Origin of the sequence: Streptomyces sp. AgN23 (assembly GCF_001598115.1) — a bacterium.
Taxonomy (GTDB): Bacteria; Actinomycetota; Actinomycetes; order Streptomycetales; family Streptomycetaceae; genus Streptomyces; species Streptomyces antimycoticus.
The window spans coordinates 3,391,921-3,416,887 of sequence record NZ_CP007153.1 but is presented as its reverse complement, the minus strand read 5'-3'; the positions used below and the strand labels follow the sequence as shown (position 1 = coordinate 3,416,887).

The following is a 24,967-nucleotide window of genomic DNA, read 5'->3' as shown; positions in this document are numbered from 1 at the left end:
CCCACAACGGGGGCTCCGCCCCAGACCCCGGGGGCCAGGGGCGAAGCCCGCCACGCGGCGGAGGCGCACATCGATACCGCGGGAAGGGGCGGGGTGGGGAACGCATCGATATGCGGCTCCGCCGCGTGGTCCGCCACCGATGCCGACCCGCTACGGCGTACCGGTCTTCCACCCGCTGAACTCGACCGTCCCCCGGGCCCCCGTGCCCCCGTTAGCCGCCGTCATGAAGATCCCGGCGTCCTGCGCGGCCGTCGCGCCCGGCGCCGTCACGGTGGCCACCTTGCGCCAGGTCGCGCCGTCGTCGGTGGACAGCTCACCGGTGTAGGAGGTGGCCGCGGTGCGGGTCAGCCGCAGCAGGACGGGGGCCTTGACGCCGGTGATCCGCTGGTAGGTGTCCAGCGTGCCGTCGCCGCCCGAGTCGTACGACAGGACGACCCCGTTGGCCGGGGTGACGGAGAGGTTCACAAAGCCGGGGGAGCCCGCCGTGGCGAGGTCGTTGCGGACGATGATCCCGGCCCGCGCCCAGGGCCCGGTGGCCGCCTGGGCGGTCACCGTGACGGTGATGGCGGTGCCCACCGTAAGGACGCCGTCGCGGTAGACGGAGCCGAATTCGGCGGTGCCCTTCCACAGGTCCTGGCCCGCGCCGTCGATCGCGAACCGCTCGTCGAGCTGTCCGAAGGCCGCACCGCTGTTGGTGACCGTCCGCAAGCCGTCCGCCAGCGGTCCGGCGATCCACAGCGTCCCGGTGCGCACGGCCCGCACCCGGTCCTCGCCCCGTGGCCCGTAGGTGACGCCCAGCTCGTACGGCAGCGGCTTGAGCGGATGCGCGAGCGGCTCGGCGGGCGCGGTCGCGCGCCAGCGGACCTCGCCCGTGCCGCCCGCGGGGACGCCGGGCAGCCGGGTCGGCCCGTCCGGGTCCGGGTCCGGGTCCAGACCGGTCACCGTGAGGTCGAAGTCGACGCGCCCGGTGGAACGCAGCCCGTTGACGTTGCGCAGGGCGGCGGTGAGGGCCGCGGTGCCGCCGGGCGGCAGGGCGGCGGGCTCGGCGGTGACGGCCAGCGTGCCCTGGTACGGGGCCTTCGCCAGCGCCTCGTACACCCGCTGGGCGGTGCGGTGGGCGTCGGCCGTCGGCCGCACGGGGTAGCTCTTGCGCTCGCGCGTCCACGGCTCCTCGACGGTGAACCAGTCGAAGGCGCGCGGGGGCCGGTTCTCCGCCAGCGCGTCCTCCAGCTCGTCCAGATAGGACTGCCACTGGGGGAGGTGGAAGTCGGCGATGAGGCCGCTCCAGTCGCGGTTGGCGTAGTTGGCCAGCTTGCCGCCGTCCGCCGTGGCGCGGTCCGCCCAGGTGGTGATGAGGATGCGCGCGGCCCGCTCCAGCTGCGCCGACTCCTCCTCGCCCGACGCCATCCGCTTGGCGTCCTCGAGCCACGGGCCCAGCAGGAACCGCCGGTGGGCGCCGGTCATGTCGTCGCTGAGCCGCATCAGCTTGAGCCACAGCCGGGCCAGCGTCCGGAAGGCCGTGCGGTCCTTACGGTCGTAGGCGTCCTGGAGCTGGGGGATGAGCTGCCAGGAGCGATTGGCGAGCGCCTGCCGCGCGATGTCGGTGAGGTCATGGCGGTAGGCGTCGCTGTCGCGCAGCCCGGCGCGCACGCCCAGCAGTGCCGCGAAGGCCACGTCGAAGCCCGCCGGGTCGAAGGCGGGGGTGTGGGTCGCGTAGTTGGTGCCCGAACGGGCGGTCAGGGCGGGGCGGGCGGCGAAGACCGAGTCATGCGGGCGGCCGTCCTTGCTGCTGATCTCGTACGCGGTGTCGCGCAGCGCGGCGAACGCCTCCCGGGCCTTGGCGTCCCGCCCGCCGTAGCGCACCTCGGCGTACGAGCGGAACCACTCGGCCCGGTCCACCGCCTCCTCCCGCCAGGCCAACTCGCTGAACAGCTCGAACGCGGCCGGATCCCGCTCGGCCGCCTCCGGCATATAGGCGGTGCCCACCAGCTTGCTGCCCGGCTTGTCGCGCCAGACGGTGAACCGCTTCGTCCACATATGGGTCTTGGCGCCGATCGTGGTGCGGCCGCCGAAGTTGGGGATCGTGCCGAACGCGTACGGCACCGCGCCCCAGTCCTTCTCCCGGTCGGTGACCGTGTCCAGGTCCGACAGCCCGTCCACCACGAGCATCCGGTCGTGGTCGACGGCGTCCAGCAGATCGCGGCGGGGGTTCTCCTGCCAGCCGAGGATCACCCAGATGGCGCCGGGGCGGGCGGTCCGCAGCGCGGTCTCCACGGCGCGGGCGGCGTCGGGCACCGGGACGTCGCCGGGGTCGCCGCCCTCGTGCAGCAGATCCATCTTGAACAGCTCGGCCTCGCCGAACAGTTCGCGCTGATGGCGGTAGAAGGCCGCGGCCACCTTCCGGAACGACTCCGTGCGCGGATCGAGCCAGTCGGGGCGCCTGAGTCCGTTCCAGTCGCCCTGCGGCACCGTACGGGCCTGCGGGTTGCGGTCCGCGAAGCCGTCGGGGACGGTGCCGAAGTAGCCGGGGAACACGGGCCGCATGCCCAGCTCCCGCAGCCGGTCGGCGATCCGCCGCCCCAGCTCGGCGCGCTTGTCCAGGAGCGCGGTGGAGACCGGGCCGCCGTATTCGCTCATGTTCTGCAGCAGCCACCACGGCTGGTGGGAGGGGGCGGGGAGCCAGGTGCGCGCCTCGGTCTCGGTGTAGCCGAACTCCTGGAGCAGCCGGTGGTAGACGGCCTCCTGGCCGGCGGTGACCAGCAGCTCGTTGCAGCCGTGCAGGGCCGCGACGTCGATCAGGTGCTCCCAGCGGTCCCAGTCGGCGAACGGCGCGGTGTAGCCGTCATGGGTGTCGTTGAACGCGAAGCGGTGCGGCAGCGCGGTCGAGTGCGTGAGGCGCCGGGCGGGCGCGGGCAGCTTCTCCGGCAGGTTGAGCTGATCGCCGGACCAGGTGAGCTGGGCGTGGCAGGTGTACTTGAGATACCAGTGCACGCCCGTGAGCAGCACCGCCGGGCTGGTCCCGGAGACCGTCACCCGCCCCGCGGACCCGTCGACCTCGAACCTTTCCTCATCGCCCCGCTTCGCCACCGCCACCAGCCGGAACTGATCGGCGTGGGTCGGCAGCAGCCGCCGCAGGGCGGTGCGTGCGGGAGCGGTGTCGAAAGCGGTCACGGCGGTGTCCTGTGCGTCGTGCGGCTCATCGGCCACCGCGGGGATGCGGCTCCCCAGCGTGGCCCCGGCCCCCAGTGCTCCGGCGGTTCCGATCAGCGTGCGTCTGCTCAGGTCGCTCATGCGCCCCCCATCGGACAACGGCCAATGCGTCGTATGAAGAAGGCACTTAACCAGCGTTATGGGGTGGGAGCAATGGGGCGCACGGGGAGGTGCCGGTTCCCGGGGGCCACGGACCATCAGCCCCGGTCGAGGTAGGCCAGCACCGCCAGCACCCGGCGGTTGTTGTCGTCCGAGGGCGGCAGACCGAGCTTTCCGAAGATATTGGAGGTGTGCTTGGCCACCGCCCGCTCGGTGACGAAGAGCTGCGCCGCGATGGCCGTATTCGACCGCCCCTCCGCCATCAGCTCCATCACCTCCAGCTCCCGCGGCGTCAACCGCCCCAGCGGCTTGTCCTGGGCGCGCCGGTCCAGCAGCTGCGAGATCACCTGCGGATCCATCGCCGTGCCCCCCGCGGCCACCCGCCGCACCGCGTCGATGAACTGATCGGCGTCGAAGACCCGGTCCTTGAGCAGATACCCGATGCCGCCGCTGCCGTCCGCGAGCAGCTCCCGCGCGTACAGCTGCTCCACATGCTGGGAGAGCACCAGCACCGGCAACCCCGGCCGCGCCCGACGGGCCTGCAGCGCGCACTGCAGCCCCTCATCGCTGAACGACGGCGGCAGCCGCACATCCACCACCGCGACATCCGGCTCCAGCTCCGCCAGCGCCTTGCTCAGCTCGGGCCCGCTCTCCACGGCCGCCACGACCTCGAAGTCGTACGCCTCCAGCATGCGGACCAGCCCGTCCCGCAGGAGGAAGAGATCTTCGGCGAGGACAACGCGCACGGCGGCTCCAAGACTTCGTCGGGCCCTGGGGTGGGGACGTGACCGAATCCGACGAATGTACCGCTGTGCGGTGAGCGGGAGGGGATCAGCGGGCCGGGTGGTCCAGGGCGCCGGTTTCTCTGGTGCGGAAGCTTGACTTCCGCCATATCGGCCGAGACATCGATGCCTCTCCTGGAGCAGGGGATACAGGATGGGCACCCCGCGCGGGGAACCGTTCTGCCGGATCCTGCGTAATGTCCTCTTGACGTGCTGCCGGCTGGTGGCGGGCGAACGAAGGGGGAGCCGGTGCTGGGTCGGATGCGGGTGATGGTGGGCGTGGCGCTGTCGTTTTCGGTGGCGCTGGTGGCGTGCGGGCCGGAGAAGGAGAAAGAGTGGACGGGGGCGGAGCCTTCGAAGGGGTCCGCGGCCGAGGCCGCGCGGTTCGCGCCGTTGGTGCGGCTGGCCAAGGGGGAGTCGCTGTTGCCGATGGACGCGACGCGGTTCATCGGGCGGTCCGCGCTGCGCTTCGACCACGAGGGCTTCTGCCGCGACGAGGGACCGGTGGCCGATCCGATCGACCCGCGGCGGTTGGGGAGTGAGGGCGCTTCCTACAAGCACGCGGAGGTGCAGCCGGGGAAGTCGTCGTCCAAGCCGGTGTCCTGCCCCGGACACGGGGATAAGTGGCACACCTCGACCGAGGCCGACGGCGGCTTCTATCTCGACCCGCCGAAGGAGGTGCGGAAGGGCGAGGGCACTGACGCGCCGGTCTACTGGGAGTACCACAACCACAAGACCGACCCGAAGCGCGCGGCGTACGTCTACTGGTTCTTCTACGCCTACAACAACCTGACCCCGGGCAACCGGCACGAGGGCGACTGGGAGCGCGTCGCGGTCCAATTGCGCGACGGCAAGCCGGAGGCGGTGACGTTCGCGAAGCACGGCAAGGATACGTGCAGTGTGCAGTGGTCGGAACTGGATCCGCAGGACGGGCATCCGACGGTGTACTCGGCGCGTGGTTCGCACGGCTCCTATCCGACCGATAAGAACCAGTGGGTGAACGGCACGCTCGATCGGCCCTCGAAGGGCGGCGCCGAGTGGCGCACTTGGGAGCACGCCCGCCCTGTCAACCGGGAGCCGTGGTGGGGGTACGCCGGGTGGTGGGGGTCGCAGCAGCATGTGAGCGGATTCAACGGGCCGATGGGCCCGCGCCCGGGGCGTCTGCTGTCGGGCATCTTCACCCACGACAGTTGCGGGCCCGCCGACAATCCGCCGACGGATCCGCCCAAGGACCAGCCGACGGACCAGCCGACGGGCCAGCCGACGGGCCAGCCCACACAACAGCCCACGGACCAGGCCGCGCCCAGGACGACGGAAGGGGCGATCCGGCGGTACGAGGAGTATCTGCACGCCGTGGGCCGGGAGGACATCAAGACGGTCTGCGAGGTGGCCGGGCCCGCGGCGAAGCAGGCGGAGGACCAGGGGTTCGGTCCGTGCACGTCCACGTTCCTCATCACGTTCCAGATGATCTCGCCTACGCAGAAGAAGGCTCTGCAGACCGCGACGGTCGATCCGCGGAAGGTCGTCGTACGAAGCCCCGCCAAGATCGACATTTCGGCCGATGCGGTCAAGGCCTCCGTCACCTTCTCCGAAGACGAGATCGGGACCAGCACCCTGGAGTACATGAAGGACGACTGGTACATCACTGACTGAGCGCGTGTGGCGCGGTGGAGTGTCGGCGGTGGCCCAGGACGTCGTCCACCCCGACGCTGATGTCGGGCGAGAACGGTGCGGTCTTGGCGCGCGGCGCGGCGGTCAACTCGGCACGGGGCGCGGCCCGTTCGGCCAGCGGAAGTGAGAGCACATAGGTCGCCGGCCGGATCAGCGGCATGGTGGCCGGATCCGCCCGTACGGAGTCGGCCCCGGCCGCGCGGATTTTCCGCCCGGGCTCCCGCTCGGCCTCCGATAGGGCCTTACCCCGGCCCCTCTGGGGTAAGACCCGGCGGTGGGTCATCGGGCGGCGCCCTGCGCCGAGAGCGCGCAGGGGATCTCCATCGTCACCATGGTCGGCCCGCCGCTCGGGCTGCTGACCGCGAGGACTCCGTCGAAGGTGCCCAGCCGCCGCTCGACCCCGCTCAGCCCGCCGTCCGGGGTGATCTGGGCGCCCCCGCGGCCGTCGTCGGTCACGGTGATGCGCAGCATGCCCTCCGCGTGGTGCACGTCCAGCCACATCCGCGAGGCGCCCGCGTGCTTCGCCGCGTTGGTCAGCACCTCGCTGACCGCGAAGTAGGCGGCCGACTCGACCGGTTCATCGGCCCGGCCCGCCAGCTCCACGTCCACCTCCACGGGCACCGACATCCGCAGCGCCAGGGCGCGCACCGCGTCCCCCAGGCCGCGCTCGGCCAGGACCGGCGGATGGATGCCGCGGACCAGGTCGCGCAGCTCGGCCAGGGCCTCGGCGGAGTTCGTACGGGCCGCGGCGAGCAGCTCCTTGGCCTTGGCCGGGTCCTTCTCGATCAGGGCCTCCACGGTGCCCAGGCTCATGCCCATGGCGACCAGCCGGGCCTGGGCGCCGTCGTGCAGATCGCGCTCGATGCGGCGCAGTTCGGCGGCGGAGGTGTCCACGGCGTCATGCCGGGTCTCGGTGAGCCGCTGCACCCGCCGTTCGAGCGACATCTGCGGGGTCGGGTCCAGGAAGGCGCGCGCCAGCAGGAAGTGGCCGCGCAGCAGGAGGGGGGAGACGGTCGCCCCGAGCGCCATGAAGCCGACGCCGAGCGGGACGGCCAGCAGGGCGGTCCCCAGCGAATCGATGGGGAGGAACGCGTACCAGTAGGTGCCGCCCGCCTCCACGATCGGCTTCCACACCCCGGCGGCCAGGACGAACCCCTCGATCCCGTACGGCACGAGAACGAAGGCCAGCAGCGAGGTGACGTACCCGGCCGTCATGTCCACCTGCAGCCACAGCAGATCGCGCCAGGTGGCCGGGTCCTTCAGCAGGAAGGTGCACAGCTCCACCTGCCCGGTGACCCCGGCCCGCCGATCGGCGGGCAGCGGCCGGTACGGCGCCCGGATGGTGACGCCGGACCACGTGGCGGCCAGGAGCCGGCGCCGGTTGGCGTGTGCGCGCACCGCCTTGATCAGGGGAGGGGTGGTGAAGACCCCCAGACCCAGCGGGATGAAGGAGATCGACAGGATCGTCAGCACGGACAGGGTGATCGACACCAGCGCGAGCCAGGAGACGGCGAACCCCCGTGCGCAGGCCGTCAGCGTTCTGCGTCCGTTCATCCTGAGTCCCCCTCGTTGGTCGGATCTTCGTGCCCGTGTCGTCGGGCCATCTCAGTGTGTCAGCGCCCTGGCGCCCGGACACGGGGGCCGGGCACCGTCCGGGGGTGTACCTGGCACCACCTCCCCACCTCGCCTTATGGCTCGGCGACTGGGTGGCTGCCCGGCTGGGGTGCGGACCTGCGGTTTTCTAGCGTCGTGGCATGACCTGTTCCGTCCGTACCTCACGGGGAGAGACGCCATGAGCGCAACGAGGAAGGGCCTGGCCGTGCGGCTGGGTGGGTGGAGCACTCGCCACCGCAAGACCGCGATCATCGGATGGCTGCTGTTCGTCGTGGTCGTCGCCGTGGTCGGCGGAATGTCAGGCTCCCGGCAGATGACCAATTCCGAGAACGGTACGGGCGATTCCGCACGTGCGGAGAAGATCCTGGAGGACGCGGGCCTCCAGACCCCGGCCGGGGAGATGGTGATGCTGCGCGGCGACCGCCCGGACGGCTGGCGGGACGCGGCCCGCGACCTTACGGCGCGACTGGAGCGGACGGGCGAGGCGGTGCGCGTCCAGCCCCCGGTGCGCTCGGAGAACGGACGGGAGGCCCTGATCAGCTTTGAGATGAAGGGCGACCCGGACACCGCCGGGAAGCGGGTGGAGCCGGTCGTCGAGGCGGTGAAGAAGACCGAGTCGGCCCATCGGGGCATCGTGGTCTACGAGTTCGGCGACGCCACCGCCCAGCACCGGCTCGACGACATGCTCACCAATGACTTCAAGAAGGCCGAGCTGACCGCCGTACCGCTGGCGCTGGGCATTCTGCTGGTGGTCTTCGGGGCGCTGGTCGCCGCGCTGCTGCCGGTGCTGCTCGCGGTGACCGCCTGCGTCGGCACCTTCGGACTGCTCGCCCTGGTCAGCCACAAGCTGCCCATGTTCGACTCCACCACCTCGGTGATGTTCCTGGTGGGCCTGGCCGTCGGCGTCGACTACTCGCTGTTCTATCTGCGGCGGGAGCGCGATGAGCGGGCCGCGGGCCGGGACGCCGGGACCGCGCTGCGGATCGCCGCCGCCACCAGCGGCCGGGCGGTGCTGATCTCCGGGGTCACGGTCATGCTGGCGATGTCCGGGATGTTCCTGTCCGGGCTGCTGCTGTTCCACGGCTTCGCGGTCGCCACCATCCTGGTCGTCCTGATGGCGATGCTGGGCTCGGTGACCGTGCTGCCCGCGATGCTGTCGTGGCTGGGCGACCGGATCGACGCCGGGCGGGTGCCGCTGCGGGGCCGCCGCCGGAAGAAGGGCGTGCACTCCAGCGGCGGCGTCACCGTCAGGCTGATGCGGCCCGTCCTGGCCAAGCCGAAGCTGTTCGCCGCCGTATCGGGCGCGCTGCTGCTGGTGCTGTCCGCGCCCGCCCTCGGGATGAAGACCGAACAGCTCGGCATGGACAAGCAGTTCGGCTCCGACGCCCCGATCACCGTGGCCTACCAGGAGATCACCGGCTCCTTCCCCGGCGGCCCCGCCCCGGCCGAGGTGGTGCTGCGCTCCGACGAGATCGCCTCGCCCCGCTTCGAGACGGCCGTGGCGGACTTCAAGAAGGAACTCGCCGCGTCCGGACGGTTCGGCAGGACGGTCGACGTCGAGGCGCACCGTACGCAGGGGGTGGCCCGGATCGAGGTGCCGCTGGCCGGGAACGGCCAGGACGCCACCTCCCGGCGCGCCCTGGACACCCTCCGGGACGATCTGGTCCCGAAGATCCTCGGGCCGGTCTCCGACCAGGTGTATGTGACCGGTGAGCTCGCCGGGAGCCGCGACTTCAACGACCAGCTGAAGACCGACATCGCACCGGTCTTCCTCTTCATCGCCGCCGTGACGTTCGTTCTGATGCTGCTCTGCTTCCGGTCGTTGCCGATCGCCCTCGTCTCGATCCTGCTCAACCTGCTGTCGGTGGGCGCCGCGTACGGCACGATGACCGCCGTCTTCCAGCACGGCTGGGGCGCGGAGCTGCTGGGGATGGAGCCGGCCGGGGCGATCGAGTCGTGGATGCCGCTGTTCGTCCTCGTCATCCTCTTCGGGCTGTCGATGGACTACCACGTCTTCGTGGTCTCGCGGATCCGGGAGGCCCATGAGCGGGGCTTCGCCACCCGGGACGCGATCCGGGAGGGCATCCGGACGACGGCGGGCTCGGTCACCGGCGCGGCCACCATCATGGTCGCCGTGTTCGCGGTCTTCGCGCTGCTGCGGATGCAGGACATGCAGCAGATGGGCGTCGGGCTCGCGGTCGCGGTGCTGGTGGATGCCACGCTGGTGCGGATGGTGCTGCTGCCCTCGCTGATGGCGCTGCTGGGGGAGCGCAACTGGTATCTGCCGCGCGCCCTGCGGTGGCTGCCGAGGCTCGACCACGGCGAGGAGCCGGTGGAGCGGCCGCGGCCGCCGCTGGTGGGGGCGGGCCGCTGAGCAAGGGTCCGCATCCGGGTACGCGCTCGCCGTGCCGGACAGGCTTCCGGCCTGTCCGGCACGGCGAGCGTCATGGGTTCACGGATGCGGTCAGACGGTGGGCACGTACTTGTACCCCACCCGCCGCACCGTCACGATCGTGCCCCGGTGCTCGGGGCCCATCTTGCGCCGCAGCCGGGCCACATGGACATCGACGGTCCGGCCGTCGCCGACATGGCCGTACCCCCACACCGTGGTCACCAGCTGATCGCGGGAGTGCACCCGGTGCGGATGGGCGACGAGATGGCTCAGCAGCTCGAACTCGAGATAGGTCAGGTCCAGCGGCCGCCCCGCGACCTCGGCGGTCCGATGGTCGGGGTCGATCCGGATGAGTTCGTCACCCGTCTCACCCGTCTCACCCGTCACGGCCGGTATTCCCTCCGGGGGCGGCCCCGCCGCCTCGGGCCGCTGCCGGTCGGCCGGGACCAGCACCAGATAGCCGACCATCGGCGGATGGCCGGGGAGCGTGGGCAGGGTGTGCGGGGGAGCGGGCAGCCAGGTGGCGCCGGGGTGCAGCAGATCGGCGACCGGCGGCACCTCGTCCGGTGCGACGGCTCGCAGCCGCTGGCGGTTGGCCGGGACGGACGGTGCGGACGTCGCGGCCGGGGTGGCGGAGGCGGACGACAGGCCACGGAGGTTCGTCATGAGGTCAGCTCTTTCGCGCGAGAGGGCGTCAGTGGACGTCGTGCGCGCGGGCTGGGCGGCCGGGCGGAGAGGTCAGCGGCCGAGCGAGCGGGCCCGCGCATCGGATGCGCGGCAACACTCGCGGTCGAAGTGGTGCGCCTGCCGGGACGGCCAGAACGGCTCGAGGTCGTAACGACCCGTCGCGATGTCATGGAGGCTGGCCATAGGGCTATTGAAGCAGATACCGGGGTCAGGGCTGAAGCGGATACGGGCCGGAACCGAAGCGGATACGGGGCTGGGACTCAAGCCGATGGCGGGCTCGGGGTGCTCGGCGGTGGAGCGGGGCGAGGTGCGACGATGCGGGCGTAAGAGGCCCCCCGCGGCAGTGCCACCGGCCGCCGCGTACCCCTTGAGGAGCGCAAGCCCGTGCCGCATATCGTCGTCGAATACTCCGACACCCTGACCGACGCGTTCGACCGCCCTGGCTTCGGTGCCGCCCTGCACCCGGTGGTCGCCAAGACCGTCGACACGGCGGTGGCGGGCTGCAAGACCCGCTTCCGGCGGATAGAGGAGGCCCATCTCGCGGACGGCGCCCCGGACCTCGCCATGATCCACATCGAGGTGTCCATCCTGTCCGGGCGGGACGCCGGGACGAAGCGGGAGCTGTCCGCCGCCGTGCTGGAGGTGGCTCGCGCCCATGTGTCGCCCGTGCCGGGGCTGACCGTGCAGACCACCGTCGATATCCGCGATCTCGACCGTGACTGCTACGAGAAGCACGAGGCGGTCCATCCGGTCTGACGCTTCCCCTGCCTCCCGTGCGCACGCCGTGCGGCGGCCGACAACTATACGTCATTTAATGCGAATCCGACATCTACCTATATACCAGGGCGAGGCGCACAATGGTGGTGCGGTGTTTTTACCGCACTGCGCGGTCAGACTTGCATGGATCGAAGGAGGCGAGTCGAATGGCCGACGTCTCACGTGCAAAAGGTGATCTTAGGGGCCACCCCGACGTGTCCGAGATGCGGGAGCGCTACGCGCGCATGATGGACGCTCGGGATGTTGTCTTCCTCGACGGGCCGGTACTTCTCGCCGGTTTGTACTTCGCCATCTCTCCCTGGGTAGTGCACTTCTCGGGCACCAACCCCAACCTCATGGTCAACAACCTCGTCCTCGGCATCGCGATCGCCCTGCTGGGCATCGGCCTCACCACGGCGCCGAGGAGGATGTACAGCTTGTGCTGGGCCATGTCCGCGATCGGTGTATGGATGATCATCTCCCCCTGGGTCGTCGCCCGCGGTGCCGATGCCGGAGTGATCGCGAACAATGTCGTCGTGGGTGCCATCACCTGCCTGTTCGGCCTGATCGCAGCCGGCATGGTGATGCGGAAGGGCAGGGAGACCTGACCGGACGCTGAATCACCGAACCGTCTGCGCATCGGCGAAGGCCGTTCACCGCACGCCTCTCGGGGGTCGTGCGGCGGACGGCCTTCGTGCGTTGCCGGTGCCCTCTTCGCGCGGCGCGGCGCGGTGCCGGTGTGCGGGCGCCGGGTGCCGGTGTGCGGGCCGGTCTCAGCCGATCGGCTCGGGCAGCGGGACCACGTCGTAGGAGCAGTCGATGGTCCGGCCGGTGGCCGGGTCGCCCAGCTCCACCCGCCAGCGCCCGGCGAACTGGTCCACGCCCTCGGTCATCGGGATGGTGCCGGAGATCAGCACGGTGCCGGGCACCAGGTCACCGCGTTCGCGCAGCACCTCGACCCAGTAGGAGGGCGGCAGCAGCTCGGCCAGGGTGCCGCTCTGCACCTCGGTCTCCTCACCGTCGTGAGTGACCCAGGCACGGAGCGTCAGATCGTCCAGGCGGGACGCCACATCGGACAGCCGCCAGGCGCGGGTGGCCAGCACATCGGGGGCCGCGTTCTTGCTCCAGGCCACGCCGTGCACCTCCAGCGCCCGGTCGGTGTGGTCGCAGGCGGCCGTCAGCAGCAGCTCCCCGTCCGCGGCCACGACCAGCGCCCACTCGGCCTCGCCCGAGGTGCGGTCGTGCTGGACGCTGACCTGGCCGGTCTGCTGGGCGAGGTAGGGGGAGACGGGGTAGAGGGCGGGCGTCACGGAGGGCGCGGGCACGCCCAGCTCGGCGAGCTCGGCGACATGGGCGGCCACATCGTCCTGGCGGCGTCCCGCGTAGCCCGCGTTGAGCACCTGGACGACCTCCACGTGGTGGAGGGAGCCATCGGGGAGTTCGAAGGTGAGCGAGGACCGGGCGGGCTGTGTGGGCTGCGTCGTCATGGGCTGGGCTCTCCAAGGCGCTGTGGGGCGATGTGCTGTTTCCGCGGTTGTGCTGTTTCCGCTTCCGCGGTTGTGCGGTTGTGCGGTTGTGCGCGCGCTGCGCTGACCGCGCTTTTCGCGATTTCGAAGCGGTTAACTTCCCCCGGAGGGGTTGCGCATACGCTTGGTATACAACAAGTATGCCGGAAGGTCGACCCACGCACACCCCCCGACCATCTCATCGCACTACCGCGCAAACGCCACGTACCATCACGTAAGCCTCACGCACCACCTCGAGGACGGAACATGCAACCCACCGCATCGAGCGCACCGCCCCGGGCCGACCGGTCCGGGGTCCGCCGCGCCTTCGTCGCCAGCCTCACCGGCACCGCCCTGGAGTGGTACGACTTCGCCGTCTACTCCGCCGCCGCGGCCCTGGTCTTCGGCGACCTCTTCTTCCCCTCCAAGGACCCCTTCACCGGCACCCTGCTGGCGTTCTCCACCTACGCCGTCGGCTATGTGTCCCGGCCGCTGGGCGGCTTCGTCTTCGGCCGGCTCGGCGATGTCATCGGCCGCAAGAAGGTGCTCATCGCGACGCTCGTGCTCATCGGCAGCGCCACGCTGCTGATCGGGCTGCTGCCCACCTATGCCACGGTCGGTGTCGCGGCCCCGGCCGCGCTGGTGCTGCTGCGCTTCGCGCAGGGCGTCGGCGTCGGTGGTGAGTGGGGCGGTGCGGTGCTGCTGTCCAGCGAGTTCGGCGATCCGCGGCGACGCGGCTTCTACGCCTCCGCCGCGCAGGTCGGCCCCCCGGCGGGCAATCTGCTGGCCAACGGCGTCCTGGCCGCACTGGGCGCGCTGCTGACGGAGGACCAGTTCCTCAGCTGGGGCTGGCGGGTGGCGTTCCTGCTCTCCGGCGCCCTGGTGGGATTCGGCCTGTGGGGCCGCGCCAAGCTGGAGGAAACCCCGGTCTTCAAGGCGATGGAGGCCGCGCAGGACCGCCCGGAGGCGCCGGTGCGCGAGGTGTTCACCACCCAGCCGAGGGCGCTGATCGCCGCGATCCTCTGCCGGGTCGCCCCCGATGTGCTGTATGCGATGTTCACCGTCTTCGTGCTCACCTACGCCACCGAGGAACTCGACATGTCACGCGGCTCGGCGCTCACCGCCGTGCTGATCGGCTCCTCGCTGCAGATCGTGCTCATCCCGCTGGCCGGGGCGCTCTCGGACCGCGTCAACCGGCGGTGGCTGTACGGGGGCGCCGCCGTCGCCGCCGGTGTCTGGCCTTTTCTGTTCTTCCCGCTGGTCGCGGATGGCAGTTGGGCGCTGCTCACCCTCGGGGTCGTCGGCGCGCTGGTGATCCACTCGCTGATGTACGGGCCGCAGGCGGCCTTCGTCGCCGAGCAGTTCGCCCCGCGGCTGCGCTACACCGGCTCCTCGCTCGCCTACACCCTCGCCGGGATCATCGGCGGCGCGATCGCGCCACTGCTCTTCACCACGCTGCTCGGGATCTATCACGCCTGGGTGCCGCTCGCCATCTACATCGCGGTCACCGCCGCGGTCACGGTGGCGGGTCTCTGGCTGGGCCGGGACCCCTCCTCCGCGCAGGAGGAGGAGCCGGAGCCGCTCCCCGTCGGCCAGACCGCCTCCACCACCGTGTCCTGACCCGTTCCGTCCCCGTCCCCGTCCCCGTCCCCATCCCGTCCCGGCCCTGCACCTGGCTTCCGGCTCCCGGCTCCCGGCTCCGCGGAGCTGTAAAGCGAGCCGTGCCGGGGAAGGGGCGGGATGGGATCACGTACGCGGGACGGGACCGCGTACCCCGGCACCCCGCCTACACTCCGACCCTCCCGACCAGGAAATGAGGCAGCACCCGCCATGCCCCTCCGCATCGCACTGAGCCAGCTCACCACGGGCCCGGACCCGGCCTCGAACCTCGCCCTTCTGCGCCAGGGGACACAGCGGGCGGCGGAGGCCGGGGCGCGTCTGGTCGTCTTCCCGGAGGCGGCCATGGCCTGCTTCGGCACCCGGCTCGGCCCGATCGCCGAACCGCTGGACGGGCCCTGGGCCACCGAGGTCCGGCAGATCGCGAAGGACGCCGGGCTGGTGGTCGTGGCCGGGATGTTCACCCCGGCGCCCGACGGCCGGGTGACCAACACCCTGCTGGCCACCGGCCCGGGGGTGGAGACCTCCTACGACAAGATCCACCTTTATGACGCCTTCGGCTTCGCCGAGTCCAAGACGGTGGCCCCGGGCTCGGAGGTGGTGACCTTCGATCTCGAGGGCGTCCGGATCGGCCTGGCCACCTGCTACGACGTACGGTTCCCCGAGCTCTTCCGGGCCCACGCCGACGCGGGCGCGGTGCTCTCCGTGCTGCCCGCCTCCTGGGGCGCGGGGCCCGGCAAGCGCGAGCAGTGGGAGCTGCTGACCCGGGCGCGGGCGCTCGACGCCACCGTATGGCTGGCGGCCGTGGGCCAGGCCGATCCGGCGGCGTCCGGCGTGACGGCCGCGGGCTCCGCCCCCACCGGTATCGGCCACAGCGCCCTGATCGGCCCCGACGGCACCGTACGGGAGCGGCTGGAGGCGGGGCCGGGGCTGCTGATGGGGGACGTGGACACCGAGGAGGTCACGGCGGTGCGCCGCACGGTGTCCGTCCTGGCCAACCGCAGGCTGGGCGTCAGCCGATGAGCGACGCCCGCGAGGCCGAAGGGGCCAAACCGGAGCTCGAGTTCCATCTGCCCGCCGGGCCCTGGCAACGGCCGCCGGGCGCGGGCGCGGGGGTCAGCGAACAGATCCTGGCCGCGGACGGGAGCGGCTCCCACACCACCGCCCTGGTGCGCTGGGAGCCGGGGACGGACACCTCCCGGTCCGGGGTCGCTCGCCACGACGGCTGGGAGGAGGTCTATCTCCTCGAGGGCAGCATGCGTGATCTGACTCTGGGGAGGACCTTCTCGCGTGGTTTCTACGCCTGCCGGCCCCCGGGGATGCCGCATGGCCCCTGGGTCTCCGAGGAGGGCGTCACCATGCTGGTGATCACCTATCCGGAGGCGGCCGCCGAGCGCTGACTTACCGGTCCGGCCGCCGGGTGGTGACTTACCGTCCGGGGGCCGGGCAGTGACTCACCGGTCCGGCCACCGGGCGCTGACTCGGCCGTCCGGCCGCCGGGTGGTGACTCAGCCCCGTCCGGGCGCCGGGTGGTGACTCATCCGGTGAGCAGCACCTTCAGCGTCGACTCCAGATGGGCGCTGATCGCCGTGCGGGCCGCCTCCCTGTCCCCGGAGGCCACCGCGTCCAGGATCGCCCGGTGCTCGCCGAGCACCTCCTGCTGGCGGCCGGTCTGGTTGTACAGGGCCACCACTCCGGCCCGGATCTGGCGGCTGCGCAGTCCGTCGTAGTGCCGGTTGAGGAGTTCATTGCCCACCGCGGCGACCATGGTCGCGTGGAAGAGGTGGTCGATGGCGATGAACTCCTTGGCCTGGTCCGGCCCCATCAGCTCGCGCTGCCGGTCCAGCAGTTCGATCAGCTTCGCGACCGGCACCGTGCCCGCCTCGATGGTGTGCTCGGCGGCATAGCGCTCGACGATCCCGCGCAGCTCCATCAGTTCGGTGATCTCCCGGCCGGAGAGCGGGGCGATATGCGCACCCCGCTTGGGGACCAGCTGGACCAGGTCCTCGGCCGCCAGCAGGAGCAGGGCCTCACGGATCGGGGTCCGGGAGATGCCGATCCGGTCGGCGATCTCCTGCTCGGTGAGGAACCGGCCCTGCATGTCGGGATCGGTCAGCACGGTTTCCTTGAGGAACGCGTACGCCTTTTCTCGTCCGGACTGCGCTGGCACTGGGCCCCCATACTGCGTCGCATACAACTCGTATACGAAAATTATCACGGACCGGCGGCCGGGTCGGGGATCCAGGAGCCGTGGATCCGCCGAAGGGCTCGGCACTCATCGCGCGCCCTCCTCGCTGTCCCGGCGGGCGCTCTGGTCCGCGACCAGGACCACTTTTCCGGTGACGGTGCCGGACTCGGCCAGCCGCATCGCCTCCGCGGCATCGGAGAGCGGAATCCGCGCCGCCACCACTGCGGTGAACGCGCCGCTCGCCAGCAGCGCCAGCACGTGCCCCAGATCGGCGCGGATGCGCGCCTGATAGGCGGCCAGGCGTCGCCGTCCGGCCCAGAGGTTGAAGAAGTGTGCCCCCCGCCCGTTCGGCAGCAGGTTCCACAGGGTCAGCCGGGCGAGCAGCTTGAGCACCGGGGCCCGGGATGATCCGGGGATGTCCCGGGTGGCGGCCGTGCCGTAGGAGACCAGCGTGCCGCCGCGGGCGAGCAGCCGATAGGAGTCGAGGATGCCCTCGCCGCCGATGTGGTCGAAGACCGCGTCGACCCCGCCGGGCGCCAGCGCGCGCACCCGGCCGGGCAGATCCGGATCGCGGTAGTCGAGGGGGATGGCGCCGAGGGCGCGCACCGCGTCGTGGTGGCGGGGTGAGGCGGTGCCGATGACCTTGACGCCCGCATGGCGGGCGAGCTGGACCAGGGTGGTGCCCACTCCGCCATTGGCCCCGTGCACCAGCACGGTCATCCCGGGGCGCACCTTGGCCACGCGGTGGAGCATCTGCCAGGCCGTGATCCCGTTGACCACCACCGTCTCGGCCTCCGCCGCGTCCACCCCCTCGGGGACCTCCACCAGATCGCCCGCGTCGACGAGGGTGTGGCTGGCCCAGCCGCCGATCTTCGTGAGCGCCGCGAACCGGCGGCCCCGCAGGGCCGGATCCACCCCGGGGCCGGTCGAGACCACCGTGCCGACCAGGTCATAGCCGGGCACGAAGGGGAACGGCGGCTGGTCGTAGTACTTCCCGCGGCGCATCTGCTGCTCGGCGAAGGAGACCCCCGACGCCTCGACGGCCACCAGCGCCTGCCCTGGGCCGGGCTCGGGCAGCGGACGGGTGCGGAGCTGGAGCCCCTCCGGCTCCACCTGGCCCGGCAGAACGACTTCGGTGATCATGGCGGATCTCGCTCTCGTGTAAGGGCTTCTCGTTGTTGTGAGAACTTCTAACCAAACAATGAACCTGTTACTCTCGAGGTGTCAAGTCCCGCATCGACGACCCGTACGAGAGGCCCGTCCATGGCGACAGCACGGCGAGAGCGCTACCGCAAACAGACCCGGGAGGAGGCCAAGGCCGTGGCCCTGGCCCAGCTCTCCGAGTCGGGCACGGCCGGCATCTCGGTGAACGCCATCGCGAAGGCGATGGGCATGACCGGCCCCGCGCTCTACCGCTATTTCGCGAGCCGGGACGAGCTGCTGACCGAGCTGATCACGGACACCTACCGCGATCTGGCCGAAACCCTCGCCCGGGCCGTCGCCGACGCCACCCCCGCCGACCGCTTCCGCGCCCTGGCCCTCGCCCTGCGCGACTGGGCGAAGCGGCAGCCCGACCGCTATCTGCTCATCTACGGCACTCCGGTGCCCGGTTACCAGGCGCCGCCGGAGACCACCGAGATCGCGGCCGGGCTCATGCGGACCATCGTCGACGCCTGCGCCACCGTCGGCGGGGACGGTGTCGGCGCCGGTGACGGTGGCGCCGGGGGAAGTGGCGCCGCCATGAGCGGTGGGCAGCCCCTCACCGAGCTCGAGGCCGCGCTGGCGCGCCATCTGGAGGGCGCGGGCCCCTGGGTGGCCGGGGAGGAGCCCGGCGGCGAGCTGAAGGGCCGTGCGCTGCGCACCTGGACCCGGCTCCACGGCGTGATCAGCCTTGATGTGCAAGGGCAGTTCACGGGCATGGGCTTCGATCCCTCGGTCCTCTTCGAGGCCGAGATCGACGCCCTCGTGCGGGGTGGCTGAGGTGCCCAGGTCCGAGCTGCCCGCCCCGCGGGCCGGGCGCACACTGGAAGGACAGCGGAGCGCACGGGTGACCGGAGGCCGCGATGGAGCACGGTGAGTTCGATGTGGTCGTGGAGATCCCGGAGGGGTCCCGCAACAAGTACGAGATGGACCATGACACCGGCCGGATCCGGCTGGACCGGATGCTCTTCACCTCGACGAAGTACCCGGCCGACTACGGCTTCGTCGACCTCACCCTCGGCCGGGACGGCGATCCGCTGGACGCCCTCGTCACCGTCGCCGAGCCGACCTTCCCCGGCTGTGTCATCCTCTGCCGCGCCATCGGCATGTACTGCATGCGCGACGAGCAGGGCCCGGACGAGAAGATCCTCTGCGTCCCGGCCCATGACCCGCGCTATGTCGGCGTCCAGGACATCGAGGACGTCCCCGAATTCGACCGGCGGGAGATCACCCACTTCTTCGAGGTCTACAAGGACCTCGAGCCCGGCAAGTCCGTCGAAGGCTCCCATTGGGAGGGCCGTGACCGGGCTTACGCCGAAATAGCCGCCTCCCGCGTCCGCGCCGCCGAAACCGGCTGGTTCCCGAGCCCCTGATCAGGAATGGGGCCAAGGGTGCTCCCCACGCGGCGCCAGCGCTCAGGGCTCTCCTCGTGGGCGCCCGCGCTCAGAGCGTCTCCCCGCGTGGCACCGGCACCCCCCGGTCGTTCTGCAGCTCCCACAACTCCCGGAACAGCCCGCGGCGCCCCGTCAGCTCCGCGAACGTGCCCTGCTGGATCACCCGCCCCCGCTCCAGCACGACGATCCGGTCCGCCACGGCCACGTTCGCCAGCCGGTGCGTGACCAGGACGACGGCGCGGTCCTCCGCCATCCGCCGCAGCCCCGCGAAGATCCGGTGCTCGGCACGGGCGTCCAGCGCGCTGGTGGGCTCGTCCATCACCAGCAGCCCGGCGGGCCGGTGGAACGCGCGGGCCAGCGCGATGCGCTGCCACTGCCCGCCGGACAGCTCCACCCCGCCCCACCACTGCCGGGCGAGCAGGGTGTCCAGCCCGCTGCGCAGCCCGTCCACCACCTCATGCGCCCCGGAGTGGACCGCCGCCTCCCGGACCGTCTCGTCCCCGCCGTGCGGCTGGCCCAGGGTGATGTTGTCGCGGGCGGACAGCGGCCAGTGCGCGTAGTCCTGCGGCACGACCGCCGTATGCCGCCACATCGCCTGCGGATCCAGCTCCGCCACGTCCACGCCGTCCCAGGTCACCGTGCCCTTGGTGGGCAGATAGAGCCCGGTCAGCAGCTTGCTCAGGGTGGTCTTGCCCGAGCCGTTCTCCCCGACCAGCGCGAGCACCTCGCCCCGCCGCACCTCGAGCGTGACATCGTCCAGGGCCGGGGCGTCGGACTCCGGATAGGTGTACGTCAGCCCCTCGGTTTTGATCACGCGCGGCGCGGCCGGGACCCGGGTGCCGCGCCGCATCCGGTGCCCGCCCGCCTCCTCGATGAACTCCGCCCAGTCGTCCAGATACAGCCCCGTACGGAACAGCCGGGTCCCGTAACCGACCATCCCCTGCAGCGAGGCACCCACCGTCCGCAGCGCGAACACCGCCGTCCCCGCCGACGCCACCGACATCTGCCCCGCGCCCAGCAGCAGCGCCAGCGACACCCAGACCAGCCCGGACGCCAGCCCTCCCGCCAGCGCGCCCAGCACCGCGTACCGCGCGCCCCGGTGGACCGCCGTGTCGGTGGCCGCGTCCACCCGCGCCCCGATGGCCCGGTACCGCTTCAGCAGAAACTCCGCCATGGTGCCGGAACGGAGCTGATCGGCGATGTCCTTGTCCACCATGTACCAGCGCAGCAGCCCGAGCGTGCGCCGGTCGGCGCTCATCGCACGACTGGTCTCGTAGTGCACCCGGGCCGCCTTCATCCCCGCGATCCCCTGCGGCAGCGCGGTCAGCAGCAACAGCGGCAGCAGCGCCGGATGCAGCACGGTGACCACGCCTGCCGCCGCGATCAGCGACGAGAGACACGCCATGAGCTGCTGCGACTCGGTGATCAGACCCTGTGCCACCTCGGCGCCCCGGTCCGCCGCGTCCCACTTGTCGTTGAACCCGGGGTTGTCGTACGCCGCCAGCTCGGCGTTGATCGCCGCGTCCAGCATCTGCGTCTCGGCCTCCCGGGAGATCCGCGGGGACAGCCGGCTGGAGATGTTGTTGACCGCGATCCCCAGCAACGCCCGCAGCCCGGCCGCCCCCGCCAGCACCGCGATCGAGGGCAGCGCGTCCCGGAGCCGGTCGGTGATGTGGCCGGAGGAGATGAGCGCCGTGATCGTGCCCGTGGTGGCCAGCAGCCCGAACGCCTCGAAGAAGCCCGACAGCGCCTGGCACACCAGCAGCGCCACCACGGCCGTCCGGTCCACTTTCCAGGCCAACGCCATGGAGCGGCGGACCAGTTGGGGCAGCCTGCGGGCCATGGCCCGGGTGGTGATGGGGTTCTTCTCCAGGGCGGTCAGCGCGGGCGGCCGGAACCGTAACTCCTCATTGGGCCGCTCGGCCGGTTGTTCCGGCGGTTGCTTCGACGGCTGTTCCGGTGGTTGTTCCGCCTGCTCCGTGGCTCGGGACGTCACAAATCCCCCCTGAGGGTGTGTTTTCCGTTCGGTATGCCTCAGATTGCCGCAGACCGAGACTCGGGCGCCCGTGGTTTACGGCGAGGTCCACCGATCGTGGAGCGGCCCCCTGACCTCAGGCGGCCCGCTCACCTCAGGCGGCCTCAGCCGACCTCAGCCGACCTCGGACGACCGGAAAAACGGTTGGAGCCGCGCCCGTCCGTGTGCTTCGATGCGCCCCATGGTGTCCATCGACCGGCTGCTCGCCTTCGCGGCCATGTCTCTTCTGCTGATCGTGATCCCCGGCCCCAGCGTGCTCTTCGTGGTCGGCCGGGCACTGTCCCAGGGTCGACGCGCGGCGCTGACCACGGTCATCGGCAATATGCTCGGCGCGTATGTGCTGGTCATAGCCGTGGCGCTGGGCGTCGGATCCGTGGTGGAGCGCTCTGCCGTCGTCTTCACCACGCTGAAGCTGGTGGGCGCCGCCTATCTGGTCCATCTGGGCATCAAAGCGGTACGGCAGCGCCGCTCGCTGCAGGCCGCCTTCACCGGCGACGGTCCCGCCCACGGGGGCCTGCGCACGCTATGGGAGGGGTTCGCGGTCGGTGTGGCCAACCCCAAGACGATGGTGTTCTTCGCCGCCGTACTGCCCCAGTTCGCCGACCGCGACCAGGGGCATGTCCCCCTTCAGATGCTGCTCCTCGGCCTGATCTTCAACGCCATCGCGCTGGTCTCCGACAGCGTCTGGGGCCTGGCCGCGGCCACCGCCCGCACCTGGTTCGCCCGCTCCCCACGACGCCTCGCCCTGGTCGGCGGCGTCGGCGGGCTCTCCATGATCGGCCTCGGCGTCACCGTCGCCGCGACCGGCCGCACGGACTAGCCGCGCACGGACTTCCCCGTCGCCCGGCGGCGGATCGACCGGATACGCACCCTCCGCACCGACGGCCAGCAGACGAGACGGCTGGTCACACCTTGCCGCCGAAGAAAACCTGCACCTCTCGGATGAGTCCGTCCCGGACAGTGATCGCCTCGACGTTGTGGTGCTTCTCGCCCGTCGTGAGCTCGTACTGGTAATAGGCGAAGACGAGTTCGTCGTCCGCGGGGGTGATGTGCAGCAACCGCTGCTCCTTCAGCCGGCCGGCGGTCGGGAAACAGCGCTCGAAGAACGCTGCCTTGTCGATGTGATCGTCCTGCGGACTGGTGAAGGTGAAGTCATCGGCGTAGAGGGGGAAGGCCGCGTCGCCGTCCTGCGCCATGTAGTACTGAAACGCCGCTTCGACGACGCCTGCCGGACTGTTGGCCATTTCGGGCTCCCTGGGGCGGACGGCCGACTCTGTCCCGCCACCGTACCGCCCCGTTTCGCGGGCTCCGGCGCCCCGCGTGCGCGGGGAGTCGGGGAGTCGGGGCGCGCGCCGTGCGCGGGGTGGGTGGTGCGCCGGGGGAGGGGGCGGGCGCTGGGCTGTATGGGGTAATTCGGGGTGTATCCCTGGCGGTGGCGGCGAGTCGCGCGCCTACTGGTGCTACATACCGGTGGGTTCCCCATCTGCCGGGGGACGGCGACGCGGGGATCTCCCCGCGTGAATCGCCGTAAGTGCGCACCCCCCAGCCTCCCGATGCACCGCCGCGCCGTGTTCCCGCATGCGTGGCGAGCAACGGCCCACCACTCCACACCATTTGGAGGGCCACCATGGCTACGCCCACGATCACCCTGGTCACGGTCTCACCCCAACCCGCGTCGTCCGGCCAGTCGGTCACGCTCACCGCCACTGTCATCCCGCTCGGCGTGGGAACTCCCACCGGCGACGTCACCTTCGTCGTCACCGGTGGCCCCACCGTGACCGGGACGCTGTCGGGCGGGACCACCTCGGTCACCGTCCCCAGCCTGAGCGTCGGCGCCCACGCCGTCCTCGCCAACTACAACGGTGACGCCGACTTCTCCCCGTCCACCGGCGCCAACGTCATCCTCGTCGTCCAGTCGGCGACCACCACCTCGGTGTCCTCGGCGCCGGACCCGTCGACAGAGGGCGCCACGGTGACGTTCACCGCCACCGTCACCCCGGTCGCGCCCGGCACGGGTGTCCCGACCGGGACGGTCACCTTCATCATCGGCGCTCCCGGCGGCGGGGCGTTCGTCCAGCCGCTGTCGGGGGGCGTCGCGACGCTGTCCGTCAACGCCCTGGGTGTCGGCACCCACCCCGTGGTCGCCCTCTACACCGGCGACACCGGCTTCCTGCCGTCCTCCGGCACCGACACCCAGACGGTCAACGCCGCCGCGTGACACCTGCGCACAAACGCCGGGCCCCCGCCCCCGCCCATCGGGGCGGTGGCGGGGGCCCGGCCGGAGCCGGTACGGATCACACGTCGAAGTACAGCTCGAACTCGTGCGGGTGCGGGCGCAGCTGCAGCGGCGCGATCTCGTTGGTGCGCTTGTAGTCGATCCAGGTCTCGATCAGGTCGGAGGTGAAGACACCGCCCTGGAGGAGGAACTCGTGGTCGGACTCGAGCGCGTCGAGGACGGCCGGGAGGGAGGTCGGGACCTGGGGGACGCCCGCGTGCTCCTCGGGGGCCAGCTCGTAGAGGTCCTTGTCGATCGGCTCGGCCGGCTCGATCTTGTTCTTGACGCCGTCCAGGCCCGCGAGCAGGAGCGCGGAGAAGGCCAGGTACGGGTTGCCGGAGGAGTCCGGGGCGCGGAATTCGACGCGCTTGGCCTTCGGGTTGGAACCGGTGATCGGGATACGCATCGCGGCGGAGCGGTTACGCTGCGAGTACACCAGGTTGACCGGCGCCTCGAAGCCCGGGACCAGGCGGTGGTAGGAGTTCACCGTCGGGTTGGTGAAGGCCAGCAGCGACGGGGCGTGCCGGAGGATGCCGCCGATGTAGTAGCGGGCGGTGTCCGACAGGCCCGCGTAGCCCTGCTCGTCGTAGAAGAGCGGGGAGCCGCCCTGCCACAGCGACTGGTGGACGTGCATGCCCGAGCCGTTGTCACCGAAGATCGGCTTCGGCATGAAGGTCGCGGTCTTGCCGTTCCGCCACGCCACGTTCTTGACGATGTACTTGAACAGCATCAGGTCGTCGGCCGCGGCCAGCAGCGTGTTGAACTTGTAGTTGATCTCGGCCTGGCCGGCGGTGCCCACCTCGTGGTGCTGGCGCTCGACCTGGAGCCCGGCCTTGTCCAGCTCGAGGCTGATCTCGGCGCGCAGGTCGGCGAAGTGGTCGACCGGCGGGGTCGGGAAGTAGCCGCCCTTGTAGCGGACCTTGTAGCCACGGTTGTCCTGAAGCGCGCCGGTGTTCCAGGCGCCCGCCTCGGAGTCGATGTGGTAGAAGGACTCGTTCGCCTTGGTCTCGAAGCGCACGCTGTCGAAGACGTAGAACTCCGCCTCCGGGCCGAAGTACGCGGTGTCCGCGATGCCGGTGGAGGCGAGGTACGCCTCGGCCTTCTTGGCGATGTTCCGCGGGTCACGGCTGTACTGCTCACCCGTGATCGGGTCGTGGATGAAGAAGTTGATGTTGAGGGTCTTGTCCCGGCGGAACGGGTCGACACGCGCCGTGGAGAGGTCCGCGCGCAGGGCCATGTCCGACTCGTGGATGGCCTGGAAGCCGCGGATCGACGAGCCGTCGAAGGCCAGCTCCTCGTTCGGGTCGAACGCCTCCGCCGGTACGGTGAAGTGCTGCATGACGCCGGGAAGGTCGCAGAAGCGGACGTCGACGAACTTGACGTCCTCGTCCGAGATGTACTTCCGAGCGTCGTCGGCGTTCTGGAACATCCAACTCCTCCTAGCCCGGCCGCGGTGGGACGGGGATTTGTCCGGTCGCGCGGTCCATGTGCGGTGGCGCGCTGTCGCCGACCATAGGCAGACGGGATTTCCCGGGCATGACC

General features: G+C 71.1%; 23 protein-coding genes. 11 read left to right on the top strand and 12 right to left on the bottom strand.

Annotated features, from left to right (window positions below; all coding sequences use genetic code 11):
* Positions 1 to 150 precede the first annotated feature (150 nt).
* Both AS97_RS14985 and AS97_RS14980 read right to left on the bottom strand, forming a co-directional pair.
* Positions 151 to 3,291 carry an alpha-N-acetylglucosaminidase gene (locus AS97_RS14985; RefSeq protein ID WP_210565057.1) on the bottom strand — a complete coding sequence of 1,047 codons (3,141 nt, stop codon included), beginning with the start codon at positions 3,289 to 3,291 and terminating at the stop codon, positions 151 to 153.
* 116 nt (positions 3,292 to 3,407) lie between these two features.
* Positions 3,408 to 4,055 carry a response regulator transcription factor gene (locus AS97_RS14980; RefSeq protein ID WP_014060135.1) on the bottom strand — a complete coding sequence of 216 codons (648 nt, stop codon included), beginning with the start codon at positions 4,053 to 4,055 and terminating at the stop codon, positions 3,408 to 3,410.
* Between the two features lie 285 nt (positions 4,056 to 4,340).
* Here AS97_RS14980 and AS97_RS14975 point away from each other — a divergent pair, with 285 nt between their 5' ends.
* Positions 4,341 to 5,744: a PT domain-containing protein gene (locus AS97_RS14975; RefSeq protein WP_247204372.1), complete on the top strand. Its 1,404-nt coding sequence runs from the start codon at positions 4,341 to 4,343 to the stop codon at positions 5,742 to 5,744.
* Here AS97_RS14975 and AS97_RS14970 read toward each other — a convergent pair.
* Both AS97_RS14970 and AS97_RS14965 read right to left on the bottom strand, forming a co-directional pair.
* Complete coding sequence (locus AS97_RS14970) at positions 5,734 to 6,045, bottom strand: hypothetical protein (protein ID WP_210565056.1); 312 nt, start codon at positions 6,043 to 6,045, stop codon at positions 5,734 to 5,736. The two genes, AS97_RS14975 and AS97_RS14970, sit on opposite strands and share 11 nt — an antisense overlap.
* Positions 6,042 to 7,316, bottom strand: a complete 1,275-nt coding sequence (locus tag AS97_RS14965) for a histidine kinase (RefSeq protein WP_125757103.1) — start codon at positions 7,314 to 7,316, stop codon at positions 6,042 to 6,044. The genes AS97_RS14970 and AS97_RS14965 overlap by 4 nt, the downstream gene beginning before the upstream one ends.
* A 238-nt stretch (positions 7,317 to 7,554) precedes the next feature.
* Here AS97_RS14965 and AS97_RS14960 point away from each other — a divergent pair, with 238 nt between their 5' ends.
* Positions 7,555 to 9,750: an MMPL family transporter gene (locus tag AS97_RS14960; RefSeq protein WP_210565054.1), complete on the top strand. Its 2,196-nt coding sequence runs from the start codon at positions 7,555 to 7,557 to the stop codon at positions 9,748 to 9,750.
* 90 nt (positions 9,751 to 9,840) lie between these two features.
* Here AS97_RS14960 and AS97_RS14955 read toward each other — a convergent pair whose 3' ends face one another.
* Positions 9,841 to 10,434 (bottom strand): winged helix-turn-helix domain-containing protein, encoded by a 594-nt coding sequence (locus AS97_RS14955; RefSeq protein WP_210565052.1) that lies wholly within the window; start codon positions 10,432 to 10,434, stop codon positions 9,841 to 9,843.
* A 72-nt stretch (positions 10,435 to 10,506) separates the two neighbouring features.
* Entirely contained in the window at positions 10,507 to 10,638 is a 132-nt protein-coding gene (locus tag AS97_RS48570; RefSeq protein WP_256649896.1) for a hypothetical protein, read from the bottom strand.
* 201 nt (positions 10,639 to 10,839) lie between these two features.
* On the opposite strand from AS97_RS48570, the gene AS97_RS14950 reads away from it, so the two are divergent.
* Both AS97_RS14950 and AS97_RS14945 read left to right on the top strand, forming a co-directional pair.
* Entirely contained in the window at positions 10,840 to 11,211 is a 372-nt protein-coding gene (locus AS97_RS14950) for a 5-carboxymethyl-2-hydroxymuconate Delta-isomerase (RefSeq protein ID WP_059143206.1), read from the top strand.
* A 167-nt stretch (positions 11,212 to 11,378) separates the two neighbouring features.
* A complete protein-coding gene (locus AS97_RS14945; RefSeq protein ID WP_059143207.1) occupies positions 11,379 to 11,819 on the top strand; it encodes an SPW repeat protein in 441 nt (146 codons plus the stop codon).
* A gap of 165 nt (positions 11,820 to 11,984) precedes the next feature.
* On the opposite strand, the gene AS97_RS14940 is transcribed toward AS97_RS14945, so the two are convergent.
* Positions 11,985 to 12,698, bottom strand: coding sequence for a DUF2848 domain-containing protein (locus AS97_RS14940; protein ID WP_086711045.1), 714 nt, complete (start codon positions 12,696 to 12,698; stop codon positions 11,985 to 11,987).
* A gap of 285 nt (positions 12,699 to 12,983) precedes the next feature.
* Between AS97_RS14940 and AS97_RS14935 the strand changes: the two genes are divergently transcribed.
* The 3 genes from AS97_RS14935 (at position 12,984) to AS97_RS14925 (ending at position 15,733) form a co-directional block, all read left to right on the top strand.
* Positions 12,984 to 14,336, top strand: coding sequence for an MFS transporter (locus tag AS97_RS14935; protein WP_210565051.1), 1,353 nt, complete (start codon positions 12,984 to 12,986; stop codon positions 14,334 to 14,336).
* Positions 14,337 to 14,546: 210 nt separating this feature from the next.
* Complete coding sequence (locus AS97_RS14930; protein WP_210565049.1) at positions 14,547 to 15,356, top strand: carbon-nitrogen hydrolase family protein; 810 nt, start codon at positions 14,547 to 14,549, stop codon at positions 15,354 to 15,356.
* Positions 15,353 to 15,733, top strand: a complete 381-nt coding sequence (locus AS97_RS14925) for a cupin domain-containing protein (protein ID WP_210565047.1) — start codon at positions 15,353 to 15,355, stop codon at positions 15,731 to 15,733. Before AS97_RS14930 ends, AS97_RS14925 begins: the two co-directional genes overlap by 4 nt.
* 137 nt (positions 15,734 to 15,870) lie before the next feature.
* On the opposite strand, the gene AS97_RS14920 is transcribed toward AS97_RS14925, so the two are convergent.
* Positions 15,871 to 16,503, bottom strand: a complete 633-nt coding sequence (locus AS97_RS14920) for a GntR family transcriptional regulator (RefSeq protein WP_059143212.1) — start codon at positions 16,501 to 16,503, stop codon at positions 15,871 to 15,873.
* A 105-nt stretch (positions 16,504 to 16,608) separates the two neighbouring features.
* Positions 16,609 to 17,664: a medium chain dehydrogenase/reductase family protein gene (locus tag AS97_RS14915; RefSeq protein ID WP_210565046.1), complete on the bottom strand. Its 1,056-nt coding sequence runs from the start codon at positions 17,662 to 17,664 to the stop codon at positions 16,609 to 16,611.
* 120 nt (positions 17,665 to 17,784) lie between these two features.
* Here AS97_RS14915 and AS97_RS14910 point away from each other — a divergent pair, with 120 nt between their 5' ends.
* Positions 17,785 to 18,501, top strand: a complete 717-nt coding sequence (locus tag AS97_RS14910) for a TetR/AcrR family transcriptional regulator (protein ID WP_059143214.1) — start codon at positions 17,785 to 17,787, stop codon at positions 18,499 to 18,501.
* Positions 18,502 to 18,584: 83 nt separating this feature from the next.
* Positions 18,585 to 19,094, top strand: a complete 510-nt coding sequence (locus AS97_RS14905) for an inorganic diphosphatase (RefSeq protein WP_059143215.1) — start codon at positions 18,585 to 18,587, stop codon at positions 19,092 to 19,094.
* Between the two features lie 70 nt (positions 19,095 to 19,164).
* On the opposite strand, the gene AS97_RS14900 is transcribed toward AS97_RS14905, so the two are convergent.
* Complete coding sequence (locus AS97_RS14900) at positions 19,165 to 21,111, bottom strand: ABC transporter ATP-binding protein (RefSeq protein WP_210565044.1); 1,947 nt, start codon at positions 21,109 to 21,111, stop codon at positions 19,165 to 19,167.
* Positions 21,112 to 21,331: 220 nt separating this feature from the next.
* Between AS97_RS14900 and AS97_RS14895 the strand changes: the two genes are divergently transcribed.
* Positions 21,332 to 21,970: a LysE family translocator gene (locus tag AS97_RS14895; RefSeq protein WP_059143217.1), complete on the top strand. Its 639-nt coding sequence runs from the start codon at positions 21,332 to 21,334 to the stop codon at positions 21,968 to 21,970.
* Positions 21,971 to 22,055: 85 nt separating this feature from the next.
* On the opposite strand, the gene AS97_RS14890 is transcribed toward AS97_RS14895, so the two are convergent.
* Entirely contained in the window at positions 22,056 to 22,394 is a 339-nt protein-coding gene (locus AS97_RS14890; protein ID WP_059143218.1) for a nuclear transport factor 2 family protein, read from the bottom strand.
* Positions 22,395 to 22,777: 383 nt separating this feature from the next.
* Here AS97_RS14890 and AS97_RS14885 point away from each other — a divergent pair, with 383 nt between their 5' ends.
* Positions 22,778 to 23,368: an Ig-like domain-containing protein gene (locus tag AS97_RS14885; protein WP_059143219.1), complete on the top strand. Its 591-nt coding sequence runs from the start codon at positions 22,778 to 22,780 to the stop codon at positions 23,366 to 23,368.
* A gap of 76 nt (positions 23,369 to 23,444) precedes the next feature.
* On the opposite strand, the gene glnA is transcribed toward AS97_RS14885, so the two are convergent.
* Positions 23,445 to 24,854: a type I glutamate--ammonia ligase gene (glnA, locus tag AS97_RS14880; RefSeq protein ID WP_059143228.1), complete on the bottom strand. Its 1,410-nt coding sequence runs from the start codon at positions 24,852 to 24,854 to the stop codon at positions 23,445 to 23,447.
* Positions 24,855 to 24,967 lie beyond the last annotated feature (113 nt).